This window comes from Haloarcula japonica DSM 6131 (assembly GCF_000336635.1).
Lineage (GTDB): Archaea > Halobacteriota > Halobacteria > Halobacteriales > Haloarculaceae > Haloarcula > Haloarcula japonica.
In genome coordinates, this window is sequence record NZ_AOLY01000009.1 from 1 (window position 1) to 23,404 (window position 23,404).

The 23,404-nt window shown below is 63.5% G+C and carries 28 protein-coding genes and 1 tRNA gene; 18 read left to right on the forward strand and 11 right to left on the reverse strand.

From position 1 onward, the window contains the following. The 3 genes from C444_RS05245 to C444_RS05255 form a co-directional block, all read right to left on the reverse strand. The coding region (locus C444_RS05245; protein ID WP_049909226.1) for a sodium:solute symporter family protein at positions 1-1,394 on the reverse strand (1,394 nt) is incomplete at its 3' end. 22 nt (positions 1,395-1,416) lie between these two features. Further along, positions 1,417-1,626 (reverse strand): DUF3311 domain-containing protein, encoded by a 210-nt coding sequence (locus tag C444_RS05250; RefSeq protein ID WP_004591441.1) that lies wholly within the window; start codon positions 1,624-1,626, stop codon positions 1,417-1,419. A 75-nt stretch (positions 1,627-1,701) separates the two neighbouring features. Beyond that, positions 1,702-2,046 (reverse strand): tRNA-binding protein, encoded by a 345-nt coding sequence (locus tag C444_RS05255; protein WP_004591442.1) that lies wholly within the window; start codon positions 2,044-2,046, stop codon positions 1,702-1,704. 51 nt (positions 2,047-2,097) lie between these two features. Between C444_RS05255 and C444_RS05260 the strand changes: the two genes are divergently transcribed. Beyond that, positions 2,098-2,808, forward strand: coding sequence for a sugar phosphate isomerase/epimerase family protein (locus C444_RS05260; protein WP_004591443.1), 711 nt, complete (start codon positions 2,098-2,100; stop codon positions 2,806-2,808). A gap of 180 nt (positions 2,809-2,988) precedes the next feature. Then, positions 2,989-4,311, forward strand: a complete 1,323-nt coding sequence (gene dnaG / locus C444_RS05265) for a DNA primase DnaG (protein WP_004591444.1) — start codon at positions 2,989-2,991, stop codon at positions 4,309-4,311. On the opposite strand, the gene C444_RS05270 is transcribed toward dnaG, so the two are convergent. Then, positions 4,308-4,724 carry a GNAT family N-acetyltransferase gene (locus C444_RS05270; RefSeq protein WP_004591445.1) on the reverse strand — a complete coding sequence of 139 codons (417 nt, stop codon included), beginning with the start codon at positions 4,722-4,724 and terminating at the stop codon, positions 4,308-4,310. The genes dnaG and C444_RS05270 overlap by 4 nt on opposite strands. Next, positions 4,721-6,079, reverse strand: a complete 1,359-nt coding sequence (locus tag C444_RS05275; RefSeq protein WP_049909149.1) for a DUF92 domain-containing protein — start codon at positions 6,077-6,079, stop codon at positions 4,721-4,723. The genes C444_RS05270 and C444_RS05275 overlap by 4 nt, the downstream gene beginning before the upstream one ends. A gap of 95 nt (positions 6,080-6,174) precedes the next feature. Between C444_RS05275 and C444_RS05280 the strand changes: the two genes are divergently transcribed. Next, complete coding sequence (locus tag C444_RS05280) at positions 6,175-6,783, forward strand: undecaprenyl diphosphate synthase family protein (protein ID WP_049909151.1); 609 nt, start codon at positions 6,175-6,177, stop codon at positions 6,781-6,783. Here the strand turns inward: C444_RS05280 and uppS are convergent, their stop codons facing one another. Beyond that, positions 6,784-7,710, reverse strand: a complete 927-nt coding sequence (gene uppS, locus C444_RS05285) for a polyprenyl diphosphate synthase (protein ID WP_049909152.1) — start codon at positions 7,708-7,710, stop codon at positions 6,784-6,786. It abuts the gene before it with no gap. A 115-nt stretch (positions 7,711-7,825) separates the two neighbouring features. Here uppS and C444_RS05290 point away from each other — a divergent pair, with 115 nt between their 5' ends. The 3 genes from C444_RS05290 (at position 7,826) to C444_RS05300 (ending at position 8,803) form a co-directional block, all read left to right on the forward strand. Beyond that, entirely contained in the window at positions 7,826-8,020 is a 195-nt protein-coding gene (locus C444_RS05290) for a cold-shock protein (protein WP_004517065.1), read from the forward strand. 2 nt (positions 8,021-8,022) lie between these two features. Further along, positions 8,023-8,217, forward strand: a complete 195-nt coding sequence (locus tag C444_RS05295) for a cold-shock protein (RefSeq protein ID WP_004591449.1) — start codon at positions 8,023-8,025, stop codon at positions 8,215-8,217. 175 nt (positions 8,218-8,392) lie between these two features. After that, positions 8,393-8,803 (forward strand): DUF5778 family protein, encoded by a 411-nt coding sequence (locus tag C444_RS05300; protein ID WP_004591450.1) that lies wholly within the window; start codon positions 8,393-8,395, stop codon positions 8,801-8,803. A gap of 5 nt (positions 8,804-8,808) precedes the next feature. On the opposite strand, the gene C444_RS05305 is transcribed toward C444_RS05300, so the two are convergent. Further along, a complete protein-coding gene (locus tag C444_RS05305; protein ID WP_004591451.1) occupies positions 8,809-9,099 on the reverse strand; it encodes a DUF7577 domain-containing protein in 291 nt (96 codons plus the stop codon). 101 nt (positions 9,100-9,200) lie between these two features. On the opposite strand from C444_RS05305, the gene ahbB reads away from it, so the two are divergent. The 6 genes from ahbB (at position 9,201) to C444_RS05335 (ending at position 13,796) form a co-directional block, all read left to right on the forward strand. After that, positions 9,201-10,256, forward strand: a complete 1,056-nt coding sequence (gene ahbB, locus C444_RS05310; protein WP_004591452.1) for a siroheme decarboxylase subunit beta — start codon at positions 9,201-9,203, stop codon at positions 10,254-10,256. A 46-nt stretch (positions 10,257-10,302) separates the two neighbouring features. Next, positions 10,303-10,950, forward strand: a complete 648-nt coding sequence (locus C444_RS05315) for a precorrin-2 dehydrogenase/sirohydrochlorin ferrochelatase family protein (protein WP_004591453.1) — start codon at positions 10,303-10,305, stop codon at positions 10,948-10,950. Continuing rightward, a complete protein-coding gene (hemA, locus tag C444_RS05320; RefSeq protein ID WP_004591454.1) occupies positions 10,947-12,293 on the forward strand; it encodes a glutamyl-tRNA reductase in 1,347 nt (448 codons plus the stop codon). The genes C444_RS05315 and hemA overlap by 4 nt, the downstream gene beginning before the upstream one ends. 41 nt (positions 12,294-12,334) lie before the next feature. Further along, a complete protein-coding gene (locus C444_RS05325) occupies positions 12,335-12,613 on the forward strand; it encodes a 4a-hydroxytetrahydrobiopterin dehydratase (RefSeq protein WP_004591455.1) in 279 nt (92 codons plus the stop codon). A 7-nt stretch (positions 12,614-12,620) separates the two neighbouring features. Further along, on the forward strand, positions 12,621-13,040 hold the full coding sequence (lwrS, locus tag C444_RS05330) for an LWR-salt protein (protein ID WP_004591456.1): 420 nt from the start codon (positions 12,621-12,623) through the stop codon (positions 13,038-13,040). Positions 13,041-13,148: 108 nt separating this feature from the next. After that, positions 13,149-13,796, forward strand: coding sequence for an HAD family hydrolase (locus C444_RS05335; RefSeq protein ID WP_004591457.1), 648 nt, complete (start codon positions 13,149-13,151; stop codon positions 13,794-13,796). Here the strand turns inward: C444_RS05335 and C444_RS05340 are convergent. Continuing rightward, on the reverse strand, positions 13,784-14,710 hold the full coding sequence (locus tag C444_RS05340) for a molybdopterin-binding protein (RefSeq protein ID WP_004591460.1): 927 nt from the start codon (positions 14,708-14,710) through the stop codon (positions 13,784-13,786). The genes C444_RS05335 and C444_RS05340 overlap by 13 nt on opposite strands. Before the next feature lie 110 nt (positions 14,711-14,820). Between C444_RS05340 and C444_RS05345 the strand changes: the two genes are divergently transcribed. From C444_RS05345 to C444_RS05355, 3 genes are read left to right on the forward strand one after another with little or no spacing between them, the layout of a single operon-like run. Further along, a complete protein-coding gene (locus C444_RS05345; protein ID WP_004591462.1) occupies positions 14,821-15,597 on the forward strand; it encodes a GIDE domain-containing protein in 777 nt (258 codons plus the stop codon). A gap of 47 nt (positions 15,598-15,644) precedes the next feature. Further along, the gene (locus tag C444_RS05350) at positions 15,645-16,001 is read left to right on the forward strand and encodes an Hsp20/alpha crystallin family protein (RefSeq protein WP_004957670.1); all 357 of its coding nucleotides are present in this window, start codon (positions 15,645-15,647) and stop codon (positions 15,999-16,001) included. Between the two features lie 18 nt (positions 16,002-16,019). Then, complete coding sequence (locus tag C444_RS05355; protein ID WP_004591465.1) at positions 16,020-17,738, forward strand: ABC1 kinase family protein; 1,719 nt, start codon at positions 16,020-16,022, stop codon at positions 17,736-17,738. An 18-nt stretch (positions 17,739-17,756) separates the two neighbouring features. On the opposite strand, the gene C444_RS05360 is transcribed toward C444_RS05355, so the two are convergent. After that, a complete protein-coding gene (locus C444_RS05360; RefSeq protein WP_004591466.1) occupies positions 17,757-18,284 on the reverse strand; it encodes a GNAT family N-acetyltransferase in 528 nt (175 codons plus the stop codon). Positions 18,285-18,504: 220 nt separating this feature from the next. Here C444_RS05360 and C444_RS05365 point away from each other — a divergent pair, with 220 nt between their 5' ends. Beyond that, on the forward strand, positions 18,505-19,923 hold the full coding sequence (locus C444_RS05365; protein WP_004591467.1) for a sulfatase-like hydrolase/transferase: 1,419 nt from the start codon (positions 18,505-18,507) through the stop codon (positions 19,921-19,923). A 6-nt stretch (positions 19,924-19,929) separates the two neighbouring features. Then, positions 19,930-20,340, forward strand: a complete 411-nt coding sequence (locus C444_RS05370) for a GtrA family protein (RefSeq protein ID WP_004591468.1) — start codon at positions 19,930-19,932, stop codon at positions 20,338-20,340. On the opposite strand, the gene C444_RS05375 is transcribed toward C444_RS05370, so the two are convergent. Beyond that, the gene (locus tag C444_RS05375; protein WP_004591469.1) at positions 20,337-21,284 is read right to left on the reverse strand and encodes an AAA family ATPase; all 948 of its coding nucleotides are present in this window, start codon (positions 21,282-21,284) and stop codon (positions 20,337-20,339) included. The two genes, C444_RS05370 and C444_RS05375, sit on opposite strands and share 4 nt — an antisense overlap. Positions 21,285-21,369: 85 nt before the next feature. On the opposite strand from C444_RS05375, the gene C444_RS05380 reads away from it, so the two are divergent. After that, positions 21,370-21,454 (forward strand) — tRNA-Ser (locus C444_RS05380). Between the two features lie 69 nt (positions 21,455-21,523). On the opposite strand, the gene C444_RS05385 is transcribed toward C444_RS05380, so the two are convergent. Then, complete coding sequence (locus tag C444_RS05385; protein WP_004591470.1) at positions 21,524-23,380, reverse strand: DUF2070 family protein; 1,857 nt, start codon at positions 23,378-23,380, stop codon at positions 21,524-21,526. Positions 23,381-23,404: the final 24 nt, after the last annotated feature.

Below are 23,404 nucleotides of genomic sequence, written 5' to 3' on the forward strand. Positions count from 1 at the left end.
GAGATGTGTATAAGAGACAGGTATGCCGTCGGCAGGGCGACATCGAGACCGAGCAATCCCGCTACCGTCGCGATCACCGGGAAGACATGCAGGCCGTAGAACACTTGGCTACCAATTACGCCGGCGTACATTCCCGAGCGTGTCGTTCCCTGCCAGTACAGCGCAAGTGCGACGGGAACGGTAAGCTGTGCGAAGCCGCTGAAGGCTGTGTCGCCGATCTGGACCAGCGTCCCTGGTGTGTAGAGGCTCGCAATGAACGAGAGGGTGGCAAAGAGGACTACACCGACACGGGCGACGAGCGCCTCGCGGCGGTCGGTCGCTTCGTCGCTGGCATCGCTGCGGCCGGTCAACGGCCGGTAGAGGTCACGGGTCAGATACGACGAGCCCGACAGCAACATCGAATCGCTGGAGGACATCATCGCGGCCATCGCGCCGGCGATGACCAGCGCGGTGAACCACGTCGGCGTGTACTCGCCAAGCAGCGCCGGGATGACGTTGCCACCCTCTGGGACGGTGACACCGAGTCCCGCAGCCCACGCGCCCAGCATGAACGCCGGGACGAACAGGAGCAGGACCAGCACCGGCCAGAGTGCAAAGGTACGCTTGAGCACTTTCTTCGACCCGGCAGCGAAGAAGCGCTGATTGATCTGTGGGAACATCGTCACGCCGAAGGCGATGCTGACCGCGGTAGAGATGATGTACTGCGGCGTGTAGAGACCGCCACCGAGGCCGACGAAGGCGGGCTCTTCGGACGCCAACAGGGCCGTCGCTTCACCTGCGCCGCCGACGGCAGAGAGGACCCAGGCGACGGCGACCCAGATCAACGAGAGCATGAATAGCCCCTGCAGTGTGTCGGTCCAGGCGACGCCGCGCATCCCCGAGAGCGCGACGTAGAGAATCATGAACAGCGTGATGCCGCCGGCCCCGACCCAGAACGGGACCGCGCCGTTCGTGAGGCCGACGATGGCCTGGCCGGCCCCCTTCTGCTGGAGCATCACGTACGGGAACAGCCAGAACAGGCTCACGGCGGCGACAACGACGCGGAGCGCCGTCGACCCGAACCGGTCGCCAAGCATCTCGCCAAGCGTCACGTAGCCGTGGCGCTTGCCGACCAGCCACTGCTTGTAGCCCAGCACGTACCAGAGGACAGCAAAGATGATGCCGTCCATCAGTCCCATCACGAGAATCCATTCGGGGCCGGCGCTGAACGCGAGGTTCGGGCCGCCGAAGAACGTAAACGCCGACAACAGCGTCGCGAAGGTCGTAAACAGCAGGACGACCGTTCCGAGCGTCCGGCTCGCGAGGTAGTAGTCTTCGGCGGTCCGGTCAGTCAGGCGATAGGCGACTGCACCCACCGCGAGTGCGACGACCATGTACACGCCGACGATACCCATCTGGAGCGCGGTGTCGGCCACGTCAGTTCACCTCCTCGATGCCGAGGCCCCAGTCGGTGCGCGCGAAGATGGCGAAGACGACGCTCGCAAGCGCCATCCATCCAATATGCCACCATAACCACACAGGCAGTCCGGCCGCGATGGCGCTAGTGTCCCAAAGGAACCACGGCACTGCCAATGCCATCAGCACGAGCGCGACCACTGTCCACCCGACCGCCCTGACCGTACTCATATTACGACAGGCTAGCCACTGGCGGTACTAATGGGTAACGAACCTTCACCCACACTTGTTGAAGAACAATCGTCTTCAATACACCCGCGTCCCGGGTTCGACCTCCCTCTCGGGCGTCAGGTGGACGACGCCCTCGTCGCTATCGACGCCGGTAACCAGGCACTCGCTCTCGAAGCCGGCGATAGAAACCGTCCCGAGGTTGACGACGGCAACGACCTGCGATCCAAGCAGGTCCTCAGGATCGTACACGTCTGTCAGCCCCGCGGCGGACTGGCGTGTCTCGTCGCCGAAATCTACGTCGAGTTTGTACACGTCTTTGCGCGCTTCAGGGAACGGCTCGACGTCAACGATTTCACCGATACGCATCTCTACGTCTTCGAGGAACCGTGCGGGGTCGATCTCGGTTTCAGTGAATCCCATGCCCTCCGGTAGTAGGTCCAGTTATTTTATGACAGCGTTCGCAGCAACGGTATGCAGACAGCGATCCAGCTCTGGACGCTCCGTGAACTCCGGGAACCGCTATCGGACGTACTCGACCGTATCGCGGCTGCCGGCTACGACGGTGTGGAGTTCGCCGGCATCGGAGACCCAGGCGCGTCACGACACGCACTTGACGAAACGGGACTCGGTATCGCCGGCGTCCACGTGCAACTGGAAGACCTACAGTCCGACCCCAGAACGGTCCGCAACCAGATCCGGACGCTCGACGCGCCGTACGTCGTCCTCCCGTATCTCGACGACGACCATTTCGCAAGTGAGAACGCAATCGAATCGACGGCAACCCTGCTCGGGATGCTTGCGGCGGACTTTGACCGACCGTTGCTGTACCACAATCACGACCACGAGTTCGTCCCGCTCGGCGACGGGACCGCCTTTGACGCGCTCGTCGACCAGACGACCATCGGCTTCGAGTTTGATGTCGGGTGGGCGCACGCAGCGGGGCAGGACCCCGTCGAACTGATCCGGCGACTCGACGGGCGTGTCCCCGTTGTGCACCTCAAGGACATGACAGCGGACGGGGAGCCGACCGCCCTCGGTGACGGCGTCGTACCGCTCCAAGCAGTGGTCGATGCAGCCCACCAGGCCGGGACTGACTGGCTCGTCTTCGAGCACGACGACCCCGAGGACCCGGTCGACGCCATCCAAGCCGGTATCGACGGCATGACGCCGTTACTGGAATGAGTGGCAACCTGTCGGAGATAGAACCTTCCACAGCGGCAGCGTTGGATCGACGCGTAGCTGCGAGAGTGGTTCTGTTTGTCGGCTCGCGTGCGCAAGGTTATTCCGCTGTACTTCCCAACATCAGTATAGTGACAGCAGTCCGTCGGAACACCGGGTGACGGGCTGGAAAACAGGACAATCATGCAAGATACGGCGAAATATCTGATACATGCCGACATCACGGCGGCGGGAGTCGTCGAGCGCAGCGACGTCGTCGGCGCGGTGTTCGGCCAGACGGAGGGATTACTCGGCGACGAACTGGACCTGCGGGACCTGCAGGACTCGAAGAAGGTCGGCCGTATCGACGTAGAGATACGCTCAGAAGGTGGTCAGTCTTTCGGAGAGATTACCGTCGCGAGCGGCCTCGACAGGGTCGAAACAGCGATTCTCGCCGCGGCACTGGAGACCATCGAACAGGTGGGGCCGTGTCGCGCCGAAATCGAGGTCGCCGAAATAGAGGACGTGCGCAGCGCCAAGCGGCGCGAGGTCGTCGAGCGCGCGACGGAACTGCTGAACGACTTCGAGGAGAAGTCCATTCAGACTGAGGATATCGTCGAAACGGTCAGACAGCAGGTCCGGGTCGCCGACGTGACCGACTACGAGGGGCTCCCGGCCGGACCGCGGGTGGCCGACTCCGACGCGATTGTGGTCGTCGAGGGGCGCTCTGACGTGATGCAACTGCTGAAATACGGCATCAAGAACGCCGTAGCCGTCGAGGGAACAGATGTCCCGGACGCTATCGCAGACCTGACGGCTGGCCGGACGGTGACGTCGTTCCTCGACGGCGACCGGGGCGGGGACCTCATCCTGAAGGAACTCGCGCAGGTCGGCGACGTGGATTACGTCGCCGTCACGCCAAGCGGCAAGTCCGTCGAGGACCTCTCACGGAGTGAAGTGATGTCGGCGCTCCGTGATAAGGTGCCCTACGAGACGGTCGCAAGCGCCAAGAGCCTCGACAGCATTCGCGAGGAGATGTCCCACGCTGGGGAGTCGACGACCGCCGACGGCGGTGCTGTGACCGCCACGATATCGGACGACGCCGCTGACCGCCAGCCTGCGCCCGAGGCACAGACAGAGACAGCCGATGGAGCGACGAACGGCACGGACAGTCCGAACGCGGCTGCCGCGACGGATACCACGACTGACACGGAGGCGACCGAAAGCGACGACGGACCGACCATCCCGTCGCTCTCGGACCACATCGAAGCCGTCATTCAGAACCACAGCGGGACCGCTAGACTGGTCGACGAGGACGCAACGTTGCTTGCAGAAGGTGACGCCGATGACGTCGTCTCGTTGCTTGAATCTGCCGAGGATGTTCCCAAAACCGTTGTCATCGATGCCGACTGTACGCAGAAGCTCCTCGACGTCGCCGCCCAGCGCGGCGTCGATGTCGTCGTCGCGGCCGGCCACGGCGAGTACGTCAAACAGCCGACGGCCGTGCAGGTTCGTATCGAGGGCTAGAGGTCTCGAACGAGCAACACCCCGTCGCCGTCGTCATAGTGTCCTGGAAGCTCGTCCGCAACAGAGAAGCCGAATCCAGCATAGAACGAGCGCGCTCGCTCGTCGTCTGCGCGCGCCGTAAGTCTGATAGTCTCGAACTCATTAGTCCGGAGTCTATCGAGTAGCCCGTCCATCAGTGCCGTCCCGAGGCCCTGTTCCTGTTTGCCAGGCGCGATGGCGAACTCCGCCAGATACGCGACCGGATGGTCCGGCACGACCAGCGCGTAACCGAGTGGTTCGCCGATATCCAGCACCAGCACGAGCGGCGGGCCGTCGATGCCGACGCCGAGGAGTTCCGGCCACGGCTCGTCAAGCGTGTTCGCCTGAATGGCCCGGAGACGGCCCTCGTCTTCACGGCGGGCCTCGCGGATCATAGGAGACCGACGACCAGCACGACGCCGACCCCGGCCAGTGCGGCCGCCAGGGTCGCGAGCATATTGACGCCCTGATTACCGACGACTGAGCCCTCGACGGTCGCGCCAAGCAGGCTGTCGACGATCATCCCGACCAGTCCACAGAGGAGGATGACGCTACTGCCTACTGTGCTGATGTCCTGGGTAAGCGCGGCGATACCGGCGATGATGCCCGCGCCGACGGCCCCGGCAGCGACGCCCTGCCATGTGACACCGCCGTCAGTGCCCGGTTCGACGGGTTTGAGCGTCGTAATGAGCCGCGGGTTGTCGTAGAGCCCGCCGAACTCACTGGAGAACGTGTCGGTCATCGCGGCGGCGACAGCCCCGGCGAAGGCATAGAAGAACAGCAGCGGGTCGACAGCGGTGTGGCTCGGGCTCGCCGCTGCGGCAACGACGGCGAACAGCGCGACGATGGAGTTCGCGAGCACGTTCCCGCTCCCGCGCGCGCCTTCGTTCTCCTCTGCGATGCCGCGGTCCAGTTTCTCCTCATAGCGGAACTTCGTCGAGAGGCCACCGAGCGCGAAAAAGGAAATCAGCATGGCGAACCAGCCGAAGCCGCCGAGCACGATGGTCAAAAACGAGAGGAGAACGCCGGTGAGCATCCCCGGAAGGGATGCGGTGTCGAGCGCGTAGGAGAGATAGCCAAGCAGTACTGTCACAGCGAGCGCGATGACAACGCGCTGTGCCGTCACCGATGGGTCGAGTTCGAAAAACAGCCACAGTAGCAGTCCCACAGTGAGCATCACCAGCGGGTCGTCCCGTTCGAACAGTACCGACCGAAGCAGTGCAGCGACGAACGCGCCGCTGGCGGCGAGAAACAGCACGAGTGGAATATCGACGGCGGCCGCTCCCTCGCCGACAGCGGCCTGAATCTGCGTTCCGAGCACTTGTCCCGCGACGCCGGCGACGAAGCCGACGAGGACGAAGCCCGCGGTTGCGACCACTTCGTCTGAGCGGATGGTGTATGCGAGTCGCTGGCCGAGGTTACCGTAGGCGACGATGACAACGACGCCGACGAACACCGGCACCGGCAGACTGAAGCGGACGGCAAGCAGTGCGAGCCCGGCGGCGGCAAGCGAGAAGGCCGCTAGCCCGTACAGTTTCCCGTCCTCGTAGTCACCGGGGCGGGCGAACAGGTCGAACAACCGTGATTCCTGTCCGATGACCGTCACGCCGAGCGCGGCGACGAGGACGAAGGGTGCGATAGCGGCGACAGTCGCGAGTTCGAGCGAGCGAAAGCCCGTTGCGGCCGGAACGGCGACCGCGAGGGTCCCCACGGCGGCAAACGCACCTGCCCGACGGACTGTCCCAGTCACGTGCCACCGGTATCCCCGAGAGGCACTTACCCTTTCCGAACTGTGGAGGCGACGGTACCGTGAGATTTACTGGGGCCGTCAGCATACCGGCGGACGTGGGACTATACGACCGATATCTCGCGATGCGCGTTCGGCGCAGCGACGCCGACCTTCCCGAGACGGTCGCGCTGGTGATTACGGAGCGGGATCTGCTCGGAGACGGTGCATACCGGACCTTGGAGCGCTTTTTCGACTGGGCCGTCCAGTACGGCACCGACACCGTTGTCGTCTACGTGAGCGTTCTCGACGAGGAGGCGATCCCGACACTGCAGCGCGAACTCGAAAGTATCACCGCACCACGGGAGATAGCGGTCAGAGTACCGGACGACGAGACGACCGCTGACGCCCCGATTCAGGTTTCAATCGGCCTCGGCGGGCAGTCGGAGTTCGCAACGGCCGTCCAGAAGCTCGCGGAAGATGTCGACGAGGGGTCACTCGATCCGGATGACATCGACGAGGCCGCGGTCGAGGAGCATCTCGTCTTCCCGACCGACCCGGATCTGGTGATCAAGACCGGGGCCGAACGGCTCTCTGATTTCATGATCTGGCAGTCCGTGTATTCGGAACTGTACTTCACGGACGTGAACTGGCAGAACTTCAGACTGCGGGATTATCTGCGGGCGTTACGGGATTATCAGGAACGCCAGCGGCGGTTCGGGCGGTAATCAGTCCGCGAGATCGTACTCCTCGTCGAGTTGCTCGCGTTCGGTACTCGGGAGCGCGTCGCGGAACCGTCCGAGCATCCGTTTGGCCGTCGGGAGTTCCGACTGCTCAATAGCACGAACCAGTGCCAGCGAGCGCTCAGCACGGGTCGTCCGCCAAGACTGCTCGCGGTTCTGGTACGTCCGGATCGCCCGCAGGAAGTCGACCTTCCGGAACTCGGGCCAGTAGGGGGTACAGAAGAACGTGGCGGCCTCGTTGCCGTTGGCATGCCACGGCAGGAAGTTCGAGGTCCGCTCGTCGCCGCCGGGTCGAACGATGAGGTCGACGTCGCGGGTCGGCCCCTCGTAGAGCCGCTCTTCGATGGTTTCCTCAGAGACGTCCGTCGGATCGAGGGTCCCGTTCTCGACAGCAGTGGCAACGTCGCGGGCCGCACCAAGCAGCTCGGCCCGGCCGCCGTAGGCCAGTGCGACGTTGAGGTTGAGCTGGTCGTACTGGGCGGTTCGTCCCTCGGCGTAGTCGATGGCATCACGGACCCGCTCGGGTAGCATCTCCATCTCGCCGATAGCGCGGATACACACGCCGGCATCGTGGACCCGGTCAGCGTCGGCAAACGTCCGGAGCTTCTGTTCGACGAGGTCGAAGATGTGCTCGCGCTCCTCGGGGTCGCGGTCGAAGTTCTCCGTTGAAAAGGTGTAGAGTGTCACTTCGCGGACATCGAGCTCGTCACACCAGTTCAACAGCGCCTCCGTCGTTTCGGCACCTTCTCTGTGGCCCTCCTGCTTCTCGGCCCCTTGTTTTTCGGCGTAGCGCCGGTTCCCGTCCTGAATTACGGCGACGTGGTCGGGCGTCCCTGACAGTTCCCACTTGAGCAATCGCTCGTAGGCCGCATATCCCAGTCGCTTCCCCCTCGATAGCATCGTTGTAATCATTTCAACCACTCAATAAGGGCTTTGTGGAAAGGATCGGATACAGTTATTTCCCACCTAATCTATCGAAATATATGCGCATAGTTTTAATATACCCCGGCTTAACGTTCAAACTGCAATGGCGACCGGTACGGTAGACTTCTTCAACGACACAGGCGGTTACGGTTTCATCGATACCGAAGACTCCGACGAGGACGTCTTCTTCCACATGGAGGACATCGACGGTCCTGACCTCGAAGAGGGGCAAGAAGTGGAATTCGAGATCGAGCAGGCCGACAAAGGCCCGCGCGCGAAAAACCTCACGCGGCTGTAACCATGGCGACAGGCACTGTAGACTTCTTCAACGATACGGGTGGCTACGGTTTCATCGAAACCGACGATGCCGACGAAGACGTGTTCTTCCACATGGAAGACGTCGGCGGCCCGGACTTAGAAGAAGGGCAAGAAGTCGAATTCGACATCGAACAGGCAGACAAAGGCCCGCGAGCGAAGAACCTCACGCGACTGTAAGCGGGGACGGCTCGCTTTTCAAGGGTTCGCTGCTCGGACCGAGCGGCGCTACTCGGCACCGTGTGGGTTCCCACCGCTGTCGCCGCGCCGTCCCTCGAACCGAATATCTTCGGGTAGAGCCGACCAGCGCTCCGAATCCGAAGTGTCTTAGGGACAGCGACGCCGACCGCATGGTATGAGCGAGGCCGACGCACTCGACGATGACCTTTACCGCCGGACCAAGCAACTGCTCGAACCGGGCGAGATTCAGCTCAACGGCGCTGTCGTCCACACGGAGTACGACGGTAGCGACGAGATCGAAATGATGCAGGCCACCATCGAGGTCGGCGAACTCATCGCCGAGGGTGCGGGCTTGGACCCGAAGGACACGTACGTCTACTCCGGCAGCGACGATCCGGAATTCGCGTCGAACCAGCACCAGGGCCTCACGCTGGACGGCGAGGAGTTCGTCTGGGAATGCCAGCAGCTCCTCCGCAACGGTTCCTTCGATCTGGTGTTCTACTACGAGGCGAGCGCCGACCACGACGGGATTCTCGAAGCTATCGAGGACGCTGGCTACGCAGTCACTGGCGTCGAAGGCGAGTAAACGCGTCAGTCGCCAGCCGACAGCCGTTCCTGACAGTTGTGGCAGTAGGTGTAGTCGGGACCGTTCGCCGCGCCACAGATACGGCAGTTCGTTGCGTCAACCGCAGCCTGTTCGAAGTAGGCGTTGAGCTGGCCGGTGTCGCGACCGTTGCGCTGGCCACTGAACTGTTCGACGAGCGTGTCGTGTGCGGCGTAGTCCATGAGCCGAAACATCAGCACGAACCACAGCGGCACCCCTACCAGGACGAACAGGTAGACCAGCAGCCGGACCGCCAGTTCGGCTGTCGAGATTGCCACGCGCGGGTTTGGGGCGCAAGGGGGTAAAACGCTCCGGCGGCCCGGACACTGGTACCGGCTGTCCCGGACTGTTTTTATTCGCAGGCCTCCCAGATTTGGACATGAGCGAAGACCTCGGGACGGTAGACCGGGCGGTGTTGAACGCCTTCCAGGGCGGCTTCCCGGTCGTCGAACGGCCGTTCGAACCGGCCGCGGCGGCCCTCGCCGACCACGGCGTCGACATCGACGCGGACGAGCTGTTAGCGCGCGTACAGGACCTCGACGACGCGGGCGTGCTCACGCGGTTCGGGGCACTCATCAACGCCGAAGCGATCGGCGGCACTGCCACGCTCGTCGCAACTCACGCCCCTGAAGACAGCTACGACGAGCATGCTGAGCTGATAAACGCCCACCCGGAGGTCGCGCACAATTACGAGCGCGAACATCCGCATCTGAACATGTGGTTCGTCCTCTCGGTGGCCGAGGAAGGACGAGTCGAAGACGTGTTGGCCGAAATCGAGGCCGAAACCGGCGAGGAGACGTACAACCTCCCGAAACAGCAGGAGTTCCACGTCGGCGCGAAGTTCCCCGTCGAGGGGCCACAGACCCAGGACATCGACTGTTCGGACCTGGGACCGGACGTGACGCCGACCGACAGCCAGTCCCTGACCGCCGACGAACTGGACTTGGTGTTGGAGATACAGGACGGCCTCCCGGTCAACGCCACGCCGTACGCTGACGTGGCCGACGAAATCGACGCCGATGTCGAGTGGGTGCTGGAGACGATACAGCGGTTCAACAGGGAGGGGAAAGTCCGCCGCGTCGGGGTCATCCCGAACCACTACGCGCTCGGCTACAGCGAGAACGGGATGACCGTCTGGGACGTGCCCGACGAAGTCATCGACGAAGTCGGTCCGGCTATCGCCGAGTTTGACTTCGTGACCCACTGCTACGAGCGGCCCCGCCACGACGGCGTCTGGCCGTACAACTTCTTCGCGATGACCCACGGGCGAAGCGAAGCAGAGAGTCAGGAGCGCATCCAGCAAGTCCGCGACCGGATGGCCGACCACTGGGACGTGACCGAGGGCGACTGGGACACGCTGTTCTCGACGCGCATCCTGAAGAAGACGGGCATCAGGCTGGACGAACGAGCGCGGCAGAACACAGAGACGGCGTGAACGTACGCATTCCGGACTGGCGTACCGAATCAGGGTACTCTGACCAATGATTCCGCTCATGCACGATTTCGAGGGCGAGACGGTACTCATCGTCGGTGGCGGCCCGGTCGGTGCGCGCAAGGCCCGAGCGTTCGCCGCGGAGGCGAGCGTCGTCGTCCTCAGCCCCGAGTTCGGCGACCGGACGTTCGCTGACGCTGCAAAGGTCCGGGCCGCACCGACCCCCGAAGATGCCACCGACTGGGTTGAGCGGACCGATCCGGCGCTGGTCGTCGCCGCGACGGACGACTCTGACCTGAATGATGCTTTCAGCACGGCCGCCGAGGAGCACGGCGCACTCGTTAACCGCGCAGACGACCACGGCGACCAGTCGTTCGGCAATGTCGTCGTACCGGCCACGGTACGGGACGACCCGGTGACACTGGCTATCGCCACCGGCGGGCGCGCGCCGGCGCTGTCGAAGCACCTCCGCGAGCGGTTCGAAGACGAGTTCGGGAACGCCGGTCTGATGGCCGAGATCGTCGGCGACCTCCGTGAGGACCTGCGCGACCGGGGCGTCCCGCCGGCAGAACGTCGTGACGCGGTCAGGCTCGTTGTCAGATCACAGGAAGTTTGGAAGGCTTTAGATAGTGGCAGGTCCAAAGGGGAGCAAGTAGCTAGAGACGTGATCGGAGAGTTACCTGGTGATCAAACGTGAGAGGGGATACTGGTGCAATCGTTGGGGTCTGTATTTCCCACGAACGCGCGAGCGTCGACCAATTAGAGACCGCTGCGGCGGACAGCGAGCGCCACGCCGTCGAATCCCTGCTCGCAAACCCCGAGGTCGAAGAGGCGATTGCACTGCAGACGTGTAACCGTACCGAAGGGTACGTCGTCGTCTCTGATCACGAGGACGGGCTCGACGCGCTCGAACTGTTCACCCGTGCCGTGCCCGATGACGTCGTCGTCGAGATGGGTCACGAGGAGAGTCTCCGTCACTTGCTCCGAGTAGCCGCCGGACTCGAATCGATTGTGCTGGGCGAGGACCAGATCCTCGGCCAGCTCCGGACCGCCTACGAGACCGCCCGCGGCGTCGGCGGCATCGGACCGATGCTGGAAGACGGTGTCACGAAAGCGATTCACGTCGGCGAGCGCGCCCGCACGGAGACGAAGATCAACGAAGGAGTCGTCTCGATTGCCTCCGCCGCGGTTCGCCTTCTCAAACAGGAGAGTTCGCTGGCGGACGGGACAGCGCTCGTCGTCGGGGCTGGCGAGATGGGCCAACTCGCTGCGGAGGCGCTCAGTGAGGAAGTAAACCGGCTACTCGTGGCCAACCGGACGGTCCCACACGCGGAGCATATCGCCGAATCAGTCGACATCGACGCCAGTGCGGTTGCGCTCGACGGCATCGAAGCGGCTGTTTCCGAGGCCAGTGCCGTCATTTCGGCGACGGGAAGCGGCGATCAGGTGTTCGATATCGGGACCTTCAGCGATGCCGGTGACGTATCTATTGTCGACATTGCCCAGCCGCGTGACGTCCCGGCCGGTGCGGACCGGCTCCCCTCGGTGACGGTGTACGACCTCGATGCGCTGGAATCGGTGACCGCCGAAACGCGGAACAAGCGACAGCGAGCCGCCGAAGCGGTCGAGCGCATCGTCGACGAGGAGTTCGACCGCCTGCTCACGCAGTACAAGCGCAAACGCGCCGACAGAGTTATTTCGACGATGTACGAGAGCGCCGAACAGGTCAAGGCGGCAGAGATAAACAGCGCGCTTTCGGCGGCTGACTTCGACGATGATCAGGCGGAAGTCGTCGAAGCGATGGCCGACGCCATCGTCTCGCAGATCCTCGCCGCACCGACCAAGAGCCTGCGCGACGCCGCGGAAGAGGACGATTGGTCGACGATTCATACGGCGTTGCAACTTTTCGACCCGGACTTTGGCGGCCCCGATCAGGCCACCCCGCCCGAGTTCACCCAGGGTATGTCGGTCGAGGACATCCCCGACGGCATGCGCGACGAGATCCCGAACGCGATGCTCGACCGGCTCTCCGACGACTGACCACGCCCACCTTTTTGCCCACGCCGCCCGACGTAGCCGATATGGCAGACCTGCTCTCTGACGACGAGATTAGCGACCGGCTACCCGAGCAATGGACCCGCGAGGGCGACGAAATCATCCGCGTCTTCGAGTTCGACGGCTATCTGGATGCGTCGGGCTTTCTGAGCGCTGCGGCCGGCCTCGCTGAGGACGCGTGGCATCACCCGGAGATGACTATCCGCTGGGGCGAGGTCGAAGTCCGGCTCACAACCCACGACGCCGGCGGCATCACCGAGAACGACATCGACCTCGCCGAGCGGCTGAACGGCATCCACGACTGATGTGACTGTGGACACGACTGACGGACTCGCCTCCCTCCAGCCGACTGACCCCGATGGCGCGACCGCACAGTACGTTTTCCGGGTAGCAATTCAGCTGGAGCCGGACGCAGACGGGTTGTTGGCCGACCCCGACCGGTTCGAGACGACGCTGTATCGAGCGGCTGACGATCCGGGGACCAGCGGCTGGCTGTTCTTCCGGGATACGCTCTGGCGGGGTGAACTCGCTGACGAACCGCACTTCCGTCGGCTCGCCGAAGACGAACTCGGCTGTCCGGTCGTTTCGGCGTCGTTCAGTGAGTTCCGGACCGACGAGGCGCATTTCGACGCGCTGAAAACCGAAATCGCCGACAACCTGGCCCTATTCAACGCCGACTCGGTCAGCGAGGCGCTCAACAAGTACCTCGGCAGTTCGATACGTGTGACATAGGCGGAGCCGCTGCTGTGTAGTCAGTGACTACAGAGATGTTATACACATCAAAAATGGTAGTAGGGCCCGAAAGACTTTATCAGAAAATCCCCAATAAATCTACCCCTCATGACCACCAACTACGATTTCTGGCTGTTCGACCTCGACGGGACGCTCGTCGATATCGAGCCAGCGTACCCCCGGAAGGTGATGGGTGCCGTCGGCGACTGCCTCGGCGTCGAGTTCACCGACCGGGAGCGGGATGCACTCTGGTACGGATTCGGTGGGACACGGTCACGGACGCTTGCGGAGCGTGGCGTCGACCAGCAGGAGTTCTGGCGGCTGTTCCACGAGGAGGAAGACCCTGTCGCCCGGGCCGAGGCGACGTATCTCTACGACGACGCCGAGGCGTTTCTCGCCACCCTCGATACACCGGTCGGGCTGGTCACACACTGCCAGCAGTACCTCACCGAGCCGGTGCTCGACCACCTCGACATCGCCGACTGGTTCGAGACGGTCGTCTGCTGTGACGACGACATCGGCTGGAAGCCCGACCCGAAGCCGGTGGAGCTGGCGATGCGAGAGATGGGTGTCTGGCACAACGGCCACAGCGGTGTGCTGGCGGGGGACAATCCATCAGACATCGGTGCGGCGTGGAATGCGGGCCTTGATGGCGTCCACGTCGGTCGGCGGTCCCCGGCAGAGACGGGCCGGTGCGTGCGCGGCGACAGACGCGTCGCTACGTTACTCGACCTGGCGTCGTCTCAGGGCAGGTAGTCCCAGTTTTCCACAGTGACGGTCGTTCCGGCATCGATACCGGCCTCGTCAGCGGGCACGGATACCCAGCCGTCGGCTCGGGTCGCCGTCGCGAGGTCGATACCGGGCAGCGGCGTTGCTGTCCCGTCGCTCACGGCGACTGGCGTAAACGTCTTCACACCGTTCTGACTGTCGATGTCCGCCGCCAGCGTCGCTCGTGTCTCCGGGTGTGCGGACAGCGGTGCATCGGCAAACGCCTTCAGTAGCGGACGGAGGAGCTGTACCGCGCCGACGCGGGCTGCACTCGGCGACTTCGGCAACAGCAGGACCGGGCGGTCCTCGACGACGGCGATACCCGTCCGCTGGCCTGGGTCGATATCGACGTAATCGGTGAACACCTCACCGAGATCCGCAACGACCTCTCGAAGCGTATCCTCCGGTTCGGTCCCTGTGATGACGAGCGCATCTCGGGTGAGGTCGCGCTGGACGGCCATCCGAAGCGCCGGAGTGTCGTCGGCAACGGGGTCCCGGTAGGTCACTTTCCCGCCCCACCGGTCGACGTACTGCGCCAGCGTAAACCCCGCTGTCTCGACCTCGGGGGCTGCGCTGGCATCCGCTCGGAGTTCGTCACCAGTCGGTACGATGCCGACCTGCGGTCGCTGGCGGACGAGCAGCTCGGAGACGCCGGTCGCCCTCAGCAATCCCACGTCGCCGGGCCGTACCTGATGCCCCTGGTCGAAGACGGTGTCATCGACCGACATATCTGCCTCCTCGGCGGGTTTATTCGCCGTTGTGTCTGTCGCCAGCACTCGTCCAACAGCGACGGAGAGCGGAATTCTGTCTGTTCGGTCGACGGGGACAGCGAAGCTACCGAGCTGTCTGCGGGCAGTCTCCAGCGCTAGCGACTCAGCCTCCGACGGCGGGGAGCCAGCCATACCCCTGCTAGTGGGTACTGTGGCAAAAACACCCCGAGTGACCACGCCTCAGCCGCCGCTTGTTCACACTGACTGAGAACGTTTTTGCTCGGTCGGGTCGGCATCGACGTATGGTCCTCCCGCAACTGGTCGGCATCGTGTTCCTGACCATCGGCGGTTTCGTCCTCCTTCGCGGTGGCCGGGAACTCAGAACGGTGTTCCACATTCTTCGAAACGATCCCGTTCCGGTGCGCTCGCTCGACGGCCACACCGGACCGGTCGAAATTACCGGCACAGCCGTCGCCCACGAGGATGCCGGGACCGTCACGTCCCCTTTTACCGGTAGCAAGTGTCTGGCCTACACCTACGAGGTCGAGGAGTATCGGTCGTCGGGCAAACACTCAAGCTGGGAGACACTGGACGAGGGACAGGACGGCGTCGACTTCATCGTCGACGACGGGAACGCACGCGTTCGCGTGAACCCGGACGGCGCGGACGTGCGGTTCGAGTCCCAGTCGGTGACGGTGTCCCCCGGGACTGAACTCCCCGAGCGATTGGCCGACTACGTCGAGCGAACAGAGGGCGTCGAGGCACAGGATGGGTCAGTGAACCTGCTCGTGACGGAAATCAGCTTGGGGAACAAACAGCGCTTTACCGAGCGTCGGCTGGACGTTGGCGAGGACGTGTACGTTTACGGCCAGGCGATGCGCGGCCCCGCAACAGCGTGGGGAAGCAATCTGGTCGACGCTGTTGTCGGGGACGGCGACGGGACGCCGGTGTTCGTCATCTCCGACACCAGCGAGCGTGGCACTGCGCGGCGGATTGTTCGGGATGCTATCGCTGAGACTGTGTTCGGTCTTGTTGCCGTTATCATCGGCAGCGTTGCCCTCCTGTCCGGGCTTCTGTAGTGGCCGAGACCGTCGGGTTTACCACTGCGTACCACTTAGATGGGCGCATGTCTGCCCTGCGTGAAGCGCTTCGGGACCTTCCCGATGCCGTGTTCGCGGACGTGCTCGAATCCGAGGACGAATACCTGCTCGTGCTCGACCTGCCGGGCGTGACCGCGGAGACGATCGACGTGACCGTTGAGGGGGGCCGCCTTCGTATCGACGGGCAACGGACCAAGGACGTGCCCGGGGAGTTCACGTTCGTTCGCGAGGACCGCTCCGTGTTCCTCGACGCCGAGCTCCCGCTCCCGCCGGACACGACCGGACAGGGCGGGGAGGGGACCGTGGAAAACGGCGTCCTCGAACTCCGCCTGCCGAAGGCGACAGCCGCACCGAGCACGACAATCCCGATCGACGGGGACTGACCCAGAGGTGGCAAGCCGGTGAACCTTCGCGCGTACTGGCGGTTCCTCGTCGTCGCTCGCCACTTCCTGCCCCTGTTGGTCGCGTACGCACGAGACCGAAAGCGGTTCTTCGTAGTCGGCTCGTCGCGCCGTGTCACGCCTGAACAGCGTCGCAAACGTGCACAGCAGCTGCTCGACTCACTGTTGACGCTCGGCCCGACGTTCATCAAACTCGGGCAGATCCTCTCGACCCGGCCGGACGTCCTGCCACCGGAGTACATCGAAGAGTTCTCGAAGTTACAGGACCGCGTGCCGCCGGCGGACTGGGACGAGGCGAGGGTCGTCATCGAGGACGAGCTGGGCTCTGTCGACGACCGCTTCGACGAATTCGAGACGGAGGCGATAAGCGGCGCGTCGCTCGGGCAGGTGTATCTGGCGGAGGTCGACGGCGAGAAGGTCGCCGTCAAGATTCGCCGCCCCGGCATCGAAGCGCTCGTCGAGGCCGACCTGCGGGTCGTCCGCTGGTCGCTCCCGCTGTTGATGTATTTCATCGACGACTCCCGGTCGTTCTCGCTGGAGACGCTGGCCGACGAGTTCTCAAAGACCATCCGCGAGGAGATGGACTACCAGCGAGAGGGCCGTATGCTGACCGAAATCCGGGAGAACTTCAGGGACAATGACCGTATCTGCATCCCCAAGGTCAAGGAGTCTCACTCCACGCGGCGCGTCCTGACGATGGAGTACGTTCCTGGCACGAAAATCAACGACATCGATAGCCTCGATGCGGGCGGGATCAATCGAACGGAACTGGCCGAGACGCTCCAGCGGGCGTACCTCCAGATGATTATCGACGACGGCGTGTTCCACGCCGACCCGCATCCCGGAAACCTCGCCGTGCAGGACGACGGGACGCTCGTCTTCTACGACTTCGGGATGTCCGGCCGGGTCGATCCGTTCGTGCAGGACAAGATCATCGACTTCTACGCCGCCGTCGCCGATCAAGACATCGACGCGATTCTCGATGCCCTCATCGAGATGGGGACCCTTTCGCCGGAAGCCGACCGACAAGTGATGGGCGACGTGATGGAACTGGCCATCGCCGACGCTCGTGGCGAGGACATCGAGCAGTACCGCGTCCAGCAGATCATCCAGCAGGTCGAGGACACCATCTACGAGTTCCCGCTTCGCCTGCCGGCGAACTTGGCGCTCGTGTTGCGCGTCGCCACGGTCGTCGAAGGTGTCTGTGTCACGCTCGACGAGGACTTCGACTTCATCGGCGTTGCCACCGACTACCTCCGCGAGGAAGGATATCTCGCAGAGGGCGTGCGGAACTTCGTCGAGGACCGGGCCACCGAAGTGTCCGACGCCGCCCGGTCGGCCGTCCGAATCCCGCCGAAACTGGAGTCTGCCCTCGACAGGGTCGAGCGAGAGGACTTCCGCGTGCAGGCCGACATCGAGGACTCCGATGGCTTGCTCGCAACGATGACTAAGCGGCTTATCCTCGGGATGTTGCTCGCGAGCACGCTGTTCTCGACAGCGTTCCTGTACACGCAGGCGTCACTGCCGGCTACCGGTGTCGGTATCGCCGGAACCGTCGGCCTGTCCCTGGCGCTGTGGTGGTCGTTCCGTTCGAAGAAGGCCGTTCGCGCCAAGCCGCAGTTCACGCGACAGAGTATGCGCGAGCAGGACCGGGAGAGCCCAGGTGGGCTCAACACCTCCTTCGGTGAAGACACCGACGACGCCTACAGCGGCGACTGAACGCCGACCGGGCTGTGGTCAGAGCTGTTTTTCGAAGTGGACGAGTTCGTACTCGCCCTGTGTTGACCGGCCGACCTCCTGATACCCCTCGTCGCGGTAGAACGCGACCGCGGCGGGCTGGCTCTGTGACGTCGTCGCAAGCAGAACCTCGTACCCCCGCTCGGCCACTTGCTGTTCGAGGTTTTGGAGGAGGTGACGACCGTAGCCGTGCCGCTGCCGGGATGGGGCGACCCGCATTCGGTGAAGTTCGGCTGCGCCGGGCACGGTGCGCTCGTCCGCATGGCCGACTTCGTTCGGGAGGAATCCACCCATCGCGGCCAGGCTGCCGTCGAATGTCTGCGGGAGTTCGCCGTTATCGTTGGGAACGATGCCGACGAGAAACGCGCCACCGGTGTCGAAATACCGCGTCTCGATGTTTTTTAGGTCCGACGTTCCGGGGATGTCACTGGGGTCGTTTCCAGTCGCTCGCATCGCCCACTCGTGGAGACGCCAGACAGCGTCGGCGTCTCGGTCGTCGTAGGACCGAAATTGAATCTGGTCGGTCATCGGAGACGCTCTGCACGGCCAATTGTCTGTGAGGGGCTTTAATACCACCCTATAAGGGTATGGTTCTAGTCGGTCCGCCTGAATTTATCCGGAACGTTCAGTATTCAGTGTCCGATATAAGGGGTATGAGAGAATCAGGTGGCACGTTCTTGGGGCAAACCCCCGTTTACGGACGCGATACGTCGGTACCATTAGGGTCAAGGGGGCGTGTGGGTCGATAATGACAGCCCCAGCGACGAACAACGTAGTGCTGGTCACGGTCGACTCGTTGCGGGCGGACGCGCTGGGTGGCGCTGACAGCGCCTCGCCGGTCATGGACTCGCTCGCAGAGTCGGGCGTCGTCTTCGAAAACGCCATGGCACAGGGGAACTGGACGCCGTTCTCGTTCCCCAGCATCCATGGATCACGGCCGGTGTTCGCGGAGAGCGACGACATCGGTCTGGCGTCGACGCCGACGCTGGCCGAGCAGGTATCCGGTGCCGGTATCGAGACGGCGGGGTTCAACGCCGCAAACGGCTTCCTCACTGACCACTGGGGGTACGACCGCGGGTTCGACGAATTCGAGCCGTTCGTCGACAGCGGCGGCTACAGCAAGTACCTGGCGGCCCACCCGACCATTCAGGCATGGGTCCAGTTGGGTACCTCGCCGTTCCGACGCGCCGCGACCGTCCTCAGCGGCGGCTCCGACGAGCGGCCCTTCGCCGACGTCTCGCGGATGGGCGACCTCGAAGACCGCGCCACTGAGTTCTTGGAGACGACCGACGGCCCGTTTTTCCTGTGGGTCCATTACATGGACACGCACACGCCGTACGTCCCGGCCCCGCGGCATATCCGCGAGGTGTCGGACAACCACTTCGGCGTCCTCCGGATGCTCAACTCCCACCTCCGAACCGGACTGGGCTGGGAGGTCGACGACCGGACGCTGGAGACGCTCCGGACGCTGTACGAGGCGACGGTTCGGCAGGTCGACGCCAGCGTTGGTCGGCTTCTCGACACCCTCGAAACCGAGGGCCACCGCGACGATACGGCCATCATCGTCGCCGGCGACCACGGCGAGGAGTTCCTCGAACACGGTCACCTCGCTCACTACCCCAAGCTCTATCGGGAACTCATCGACGTTCCCTACATCGTCTCGACACCGGACGGGGAGGGCCAGTCGGTCGAGACGCCGGTCGGCCTCGACACTATTGCGCCGACGGTGTGCGATCTGCTGTCGCTCACCCCAGCGGCCGAGTGGGACGGGGCGTCCGTCGCTCCGGCGCTCCACGACGAGACCATTGAGGACCGCGGCCCCATCGTCTCCGCGGCGGTCCGGGGCGAGAGCGTGACCAGCCAGCCGATTCCGCGGAGTCGTGCGGACGGCGAACTCCTCCTCAGCGCACGCGACGAGCGCTACACGTACATCGAGTTCACGGAATCGGGGCGTCAGGAACTGTATGACCGGACGAACGACCCAGAAGAACAGGTCGATCTGTGTTCGGACTCGACGGACGCCGATCCGCCTGCGACCGTTCTCGACCGCCTATCGGATGCTGTCACCGAACACCTCGCCGAACTCGATAGCGACGGGACGGGTGCGGAAAACACCGAGGCATCCGACGAGATAACAGCACGGTTAAAGGCACTCGGTTATCAGTAAGGCTGTATGGCGTCCGCTGTCGTCACACCGGCCCGGCGACAGCAACTCATCCGGTTTTTTCTCGTCGGTGTGTTTGCCGCGTCCGTTCAGCAAGCGCTATTATGGCTGTTCAACGATGTCGGTGGCCTGAATTACATTCTCGCGGCCGCCGTCGCTATCGAGTGTACGATACTGCTCCAGTACGTCCTCAACAACGCCTGGACGTTCCACCGGTCACAGCATTCGGATTTCCGGGAGTACGTAGTCGGGTTAGGGAAGACAAATCTCGTTCGTGGGACGGCGATCCCGCTCCAGTTAGGCCTCCTCTACGCCTTTGTCACCTGGGGTGGCGTCGTGCCGCTGGTCGGCAATGGTGGGGCTATCGTCATCACCGGCGTGTACCGATACGCGCTGGATGCCCACTGGACGTGGGGTTAGACGGTCGGGACGGGGACCTCGTCGAGCACGCTCTGGATGACTGTTCCCTTGTCGACTTGCTCGACGCGGGCATCAGGAGTCAATACCAGCCTATGGGCCAGCACCGGCTGTGCGACCCGCTTGATGTCGTCCGGCGCAACGTACTCCCGACCGGCAATCGTCGCCATCGCTCGCGTCGCCTCAAACAGTCGCTGGGTCCCGCGCGGTGAGACCCCGACGTCCACGCGGTAGTCGTCCCTAGTCGCCCGGACGAGGTCAGCCATGTACTGCAGCAGGTCGTCGTCGACGGTGACGGTCTCCGGAACGCTCCGGAGTTCTTTGACTGATTCCGCGTCGAGTATCGGTTTCACGGTCGGACTCTGTGTCGTCCGACCGGCACGCCGCCGGAGGAGTTCGACCTCGCCTTCGTCGTCAGGATAGCCAAGTGAGGTTTTTGCCAGAAACCGGTCGACTTGCGCTTCGGGGAGTTCGAAGGTCCCCTCCATGTCGACGGGGTTCTGGGTAGCGATGACGAAGAACGGTTCGGGCAGGTCGTACGTATCCCCATCGACGGTGACCTGTCCTTCTTCCATCGCTTCGAGCAGCGCGGACTGGGTCTTTGGCGGTGCGCGGTTGATTTCGTCAGCCAACAGGACGTTGGCGAACACCGGCCCTTCGGTGAATTCGAAGCTCCGGGACTCCTCGTTGAAGATGTGCGTTCCCGTGATATCGGCCGGCAGGAGATCCGGCGTGAACTGGATTCGGGAGAAGGACAGTCCCAGCGCGGTCGCGACGCTGCGGGCGGTCAGCGTCTTTCCCGTGCCGGGAACGTCCTCAAGCAGGACGTGGCCCTTCGCGACGACCCCCAGCAGCACCGTCTCGAAGAAGCCGCGGTCAGCAATGACGGCACTCCCGATCTCGTCGAGGATCTGACTCGACACCTCGCTTGCCTCGGTAGCGTCCATATCCTGTCATGTTACGGACCCAATAAAGGGGTGTCGAGTCCGAAATCGAAACCCCTAAAGAGCAAACGGCGGTACTGATGGGTGAGCCGAGGTAGCCTAGCCTGGCCAAGGCGGTTGCTTCGAGAGCAACTGTCCTCACGGACTCAGGAGTTCAAATCTCCTCCTCGGCGCTTTCTGACGGCACAACTCGCCGAGCGACAGTGCTGGGCCTCAGACGAAGCGTATCCGGTCGACCGTCGTCAGGTCAGCAGGAAAATCAATACGCTGATGGTCATTACGACGAGAATAAACGCGCCAGCCAGCGCGCCACCCATCGAGACCATCGCGTTGGCAGTCGAGGCCAGCGTTTCGGTCCGGTCGTTGCCGAACACCGTCACGGTCGCCTGTTCGCTCGCCATCCCGGCCTCAACCGGTTCGAGGTCGGCGACAGCTCTGTCGACGAGGTCGCCGATGAGTGCAACGATCTCCTTCTCGGGGATCGCCTGTCCGACCTGGTTCTCGGCCTCGACAGTGTTGACGATGTGGGTGTCACTGGTCATTACCTCCATCATATCCACGCCTTCGGCGGCGTCGATGATGCGCTGACGGAGGCCCGGCTCCATGTTGTTGCCGTCGATGAGCACGTACGCCGTTCGCTGGTCGTTGACCTCGAAGACACAGACGCGGATCCCGAGCGGGCCGATGCCCTCCTTGGGTTCCCATGGGGTTTCATCCCAGGCGACGCCACAGCGGAGGTGGCCAGTGTCGGCGTCCGTGAGCAGGCTTCCAAGCTGTCCGGCTCCGTGGAGCATATCGAAGGACCGCTGACTGCCGGGAACGACGTGGCCGAGGTCATCACCTTCGAGCCCGTCGTTGCAGTTGTGCGCGTCGACCAGAAGCACGTCGTCGAGCCCGTCGGCCCGCGCTTCCGACATCGCTGAGAGTCCGACGGCGTATTCCACGTCGTCGGCACAGCCCGGCGCGTACGTGTTCACGATGAGCGCGTCGTCGCCGAAGGCCTGGCCGGTCAGTGTGGCCTCGCCTTCGGTGACCTGATGACCCGCCGTCGCTTGGCCGTCGTACTCGATGCGCTGATACGCTGTCTCAGCCGTCGACAGGATCTTGCCGACTTCCCGCTCCGTGACGAGGTTGAAGTCGTGGCCGGCGGTCGCGTGTGGCGGGAAGGCCAGCCCCTCAGCCGACTCGGCGACGCGTCTGGGGAGGTTCCCACCGCCGATTTCGCCCATCGGACCGGGGTGAATCATCGGCAGGACAAATCGGGCTTTCTCCTCGCCGCCCGGCCGGCGGACCGACAATACGGTGACCGGGACGACGGCTTCTTCGCCGATGTCCTCGAAGAACTCCTCGAGTTCGCGCGTGCCTTCGGCGATATGTCCGATGAAGCCCCGGAGGAAATCTAGTGCGGAAACGTCGAGCGAGGAGCGCCACGGTTGGTCGATGACGACCAGGAACAGCCAGACCGCCAGCGCGTAGATGACACAGATAACTGCGAGAATGATGAAGTCCTGTGGGATAAATCCCTGTACCTGCGGCGGGACTTCTTCCGGGCGCGAGAGGTACTCCCGGAGCATCGGATCTTCGAGGATGAACGCGGTCGCCCCGCTGTATATCGCCAGCAACACGGCGGCAGTGACTGTCTGGACGCTCGCTGGAATCGCCGCTTTCAGCAGTGAGTGCCGCGAGACGGCCATCAGTATCAGCAGCCGGAAGGCGAATATCGACGCCAGCGCGACTAACAGCACGTCGAAGACGAAGTTCTGCCCGAGACGGACGGTAAAGATGGCGATAACGCCGGCGACAGTCAGCATCGCGATAGTGATCAGCTCACAGATGACCGCAAGCAGGGTGGCCCGGTTCGGGGTGAGTTGCCCACCCAACTGACGGTCGACCCACGGCGTCACGGCACTGGCGATTGAAGTCGGCAGGCCGATGAGAAACACGCCCTGCCAGGCGTCATCGAGGATGAACCGCGAGTCGAACGCAACAATGCCGGTCATCGCCGCGATGACCAGCGCAAAGGCCAGGCTCGTGTACCAGGTCGGAGCCCTGAAAATAAATCGCGAAAGGCTAGCAAGATTACCCTGTGTCGCCGTCATTTTTGTATCACACCCTACGAGCGA

Coding starts and splice junctions, on each gene's coding strand:
- C444_RS05250 (WP_004591441.1), bottom strand. CDS start 1,626: ATGAGTACGGTCAGGGCGGTCGGGTGGACAGTGGTCGCGCTCGTGCTG.
- C444_RS05255 (WP_004591442.1), bottom strand. CDS start 2,046: ATGGGATTCACTGAAACCGAGATCGACCCCGCACGGTTCCTCGAAGAC.
- C444_RS05260 (WP_004591443.1), top strand. CDS start 2,098: ATGCAGACAGCGATCCAGCTCTGGACGCTCCGTGAACTCCGGGAACCG.
- dnaG (WP_004591444.1), top strand. CDS start 2,989: ATGCAAGATACGGCGAAATATCTGATACATGCCGACATCACGGCGGCG.
- C444_RS05270 (WP_004591445.1), bottom strand. CDS start 4,724: ATGATCCGCGAGGCCCGCCGTGAAGACGAGGGCCGTCTCCGGGCCATT.
- uppS (WP_049909152.1), bottom strand. CDS start 7,710: ATGATTACAACGATGCTATCGAGGGGGAAGCGACTGGGATATGCGGCC.
- C444_RS05290 (WP_004517065.1), top strand. CDS start 7,826: ATGGCGACCGGTACGGTAGACTTCTTCAACGACACAGGCGGTTACGGT.
- C444_RS05295 (WP_004591449.1), top strand. CDS start 8,023: ATGGCGACAGGCACTGTAGACTTCTTCAACGATACGGGTGGCTACGGT.
- C444_RS05300 (WP_004591450.1), top strand. CDS start 8,393: ATGAGCGAGGCCGACGCACTCGACGATGACCTTTACCGCCGGACCAAG.
- ahbB (WP_004591452.1), top strand. CDS start 9,201: ATGAGCGAAGACCTCGGGACGGTAGACCGGGCGGTGTTGAACGCCTTC.
- C444_RS05315 (WP_004591453.1), top strand. CDS start 10,303: ATGATTCCGCTCATGCACGATTTCGAGGGCGAGACGGTACTCATCGTC.
- C444_RS05325 (WP_004591455.1), top strand. CDS start 12,335: ATGGCAGACCTGCTCTCTGACGACGAGATTAGCGACCGGCTACCCGAG.
- C444_RS05335 (WP_004591457.1), top strand. CDS start 13,149: ATGACCACCAACTACGATTTCTGGCTGTTCGACCTCGACGGGACGCTC.
- C444_RS05340 (WP_004591460.1), bottom strand. CDS start 14,710: ATGGCTGGCTCCCCGCCGTCGGAGGCTGAGTCGCTAGCGCTGGAGACT.
- C444_RS05345 (WP_004591462.1), top strand. CDS start 14,821: ATGGTCCTCCCGCAACTGGTCGGCATCGTGTTCCTGACCATCGGCGGT.
- C444_RS05350 (WP_004957670.1), top strand. CDS start 15,645: ATGTCTGCCCTGCGTGAAGCGCTTCGGGACCTTCCCGATGCCGTGTTC.
- C444_RS05360 (WP_004591466.1), bottom strand. CDS start 18,284: ATGACCGACCAGATTCAATTTCGGTCCTACGACGACCGAGACGCCGAC.
- C444_RS05365 (WP_004591467.1), top strand. CDS start 18,505: ATGACAGCCCCAGCGACGAACAACGTAGTGCTGGTCACGGTCGACTCG.
- C444_RS05370 (WP_004591468.1), top strand. CDS start 19,930: ATGGCGTCCGCTGTCGTCACACCGGCCCGGCGACAGCAACTCATCCGG.
- C444_RS05375 (WP_004591469.1), bottom strand. CDS start 21,284: ATGGACGCTACCGAGGCAAGCGAGGTGTCGAGTCAGATCCTCGACGAG.
- C444_RS05385 (WP_004591470.1), bottom strand. CDS start 23,380: ATGACGGCGACACAGGGTAATCTTGCTAGCCTTTCGCGATTTATTTTC.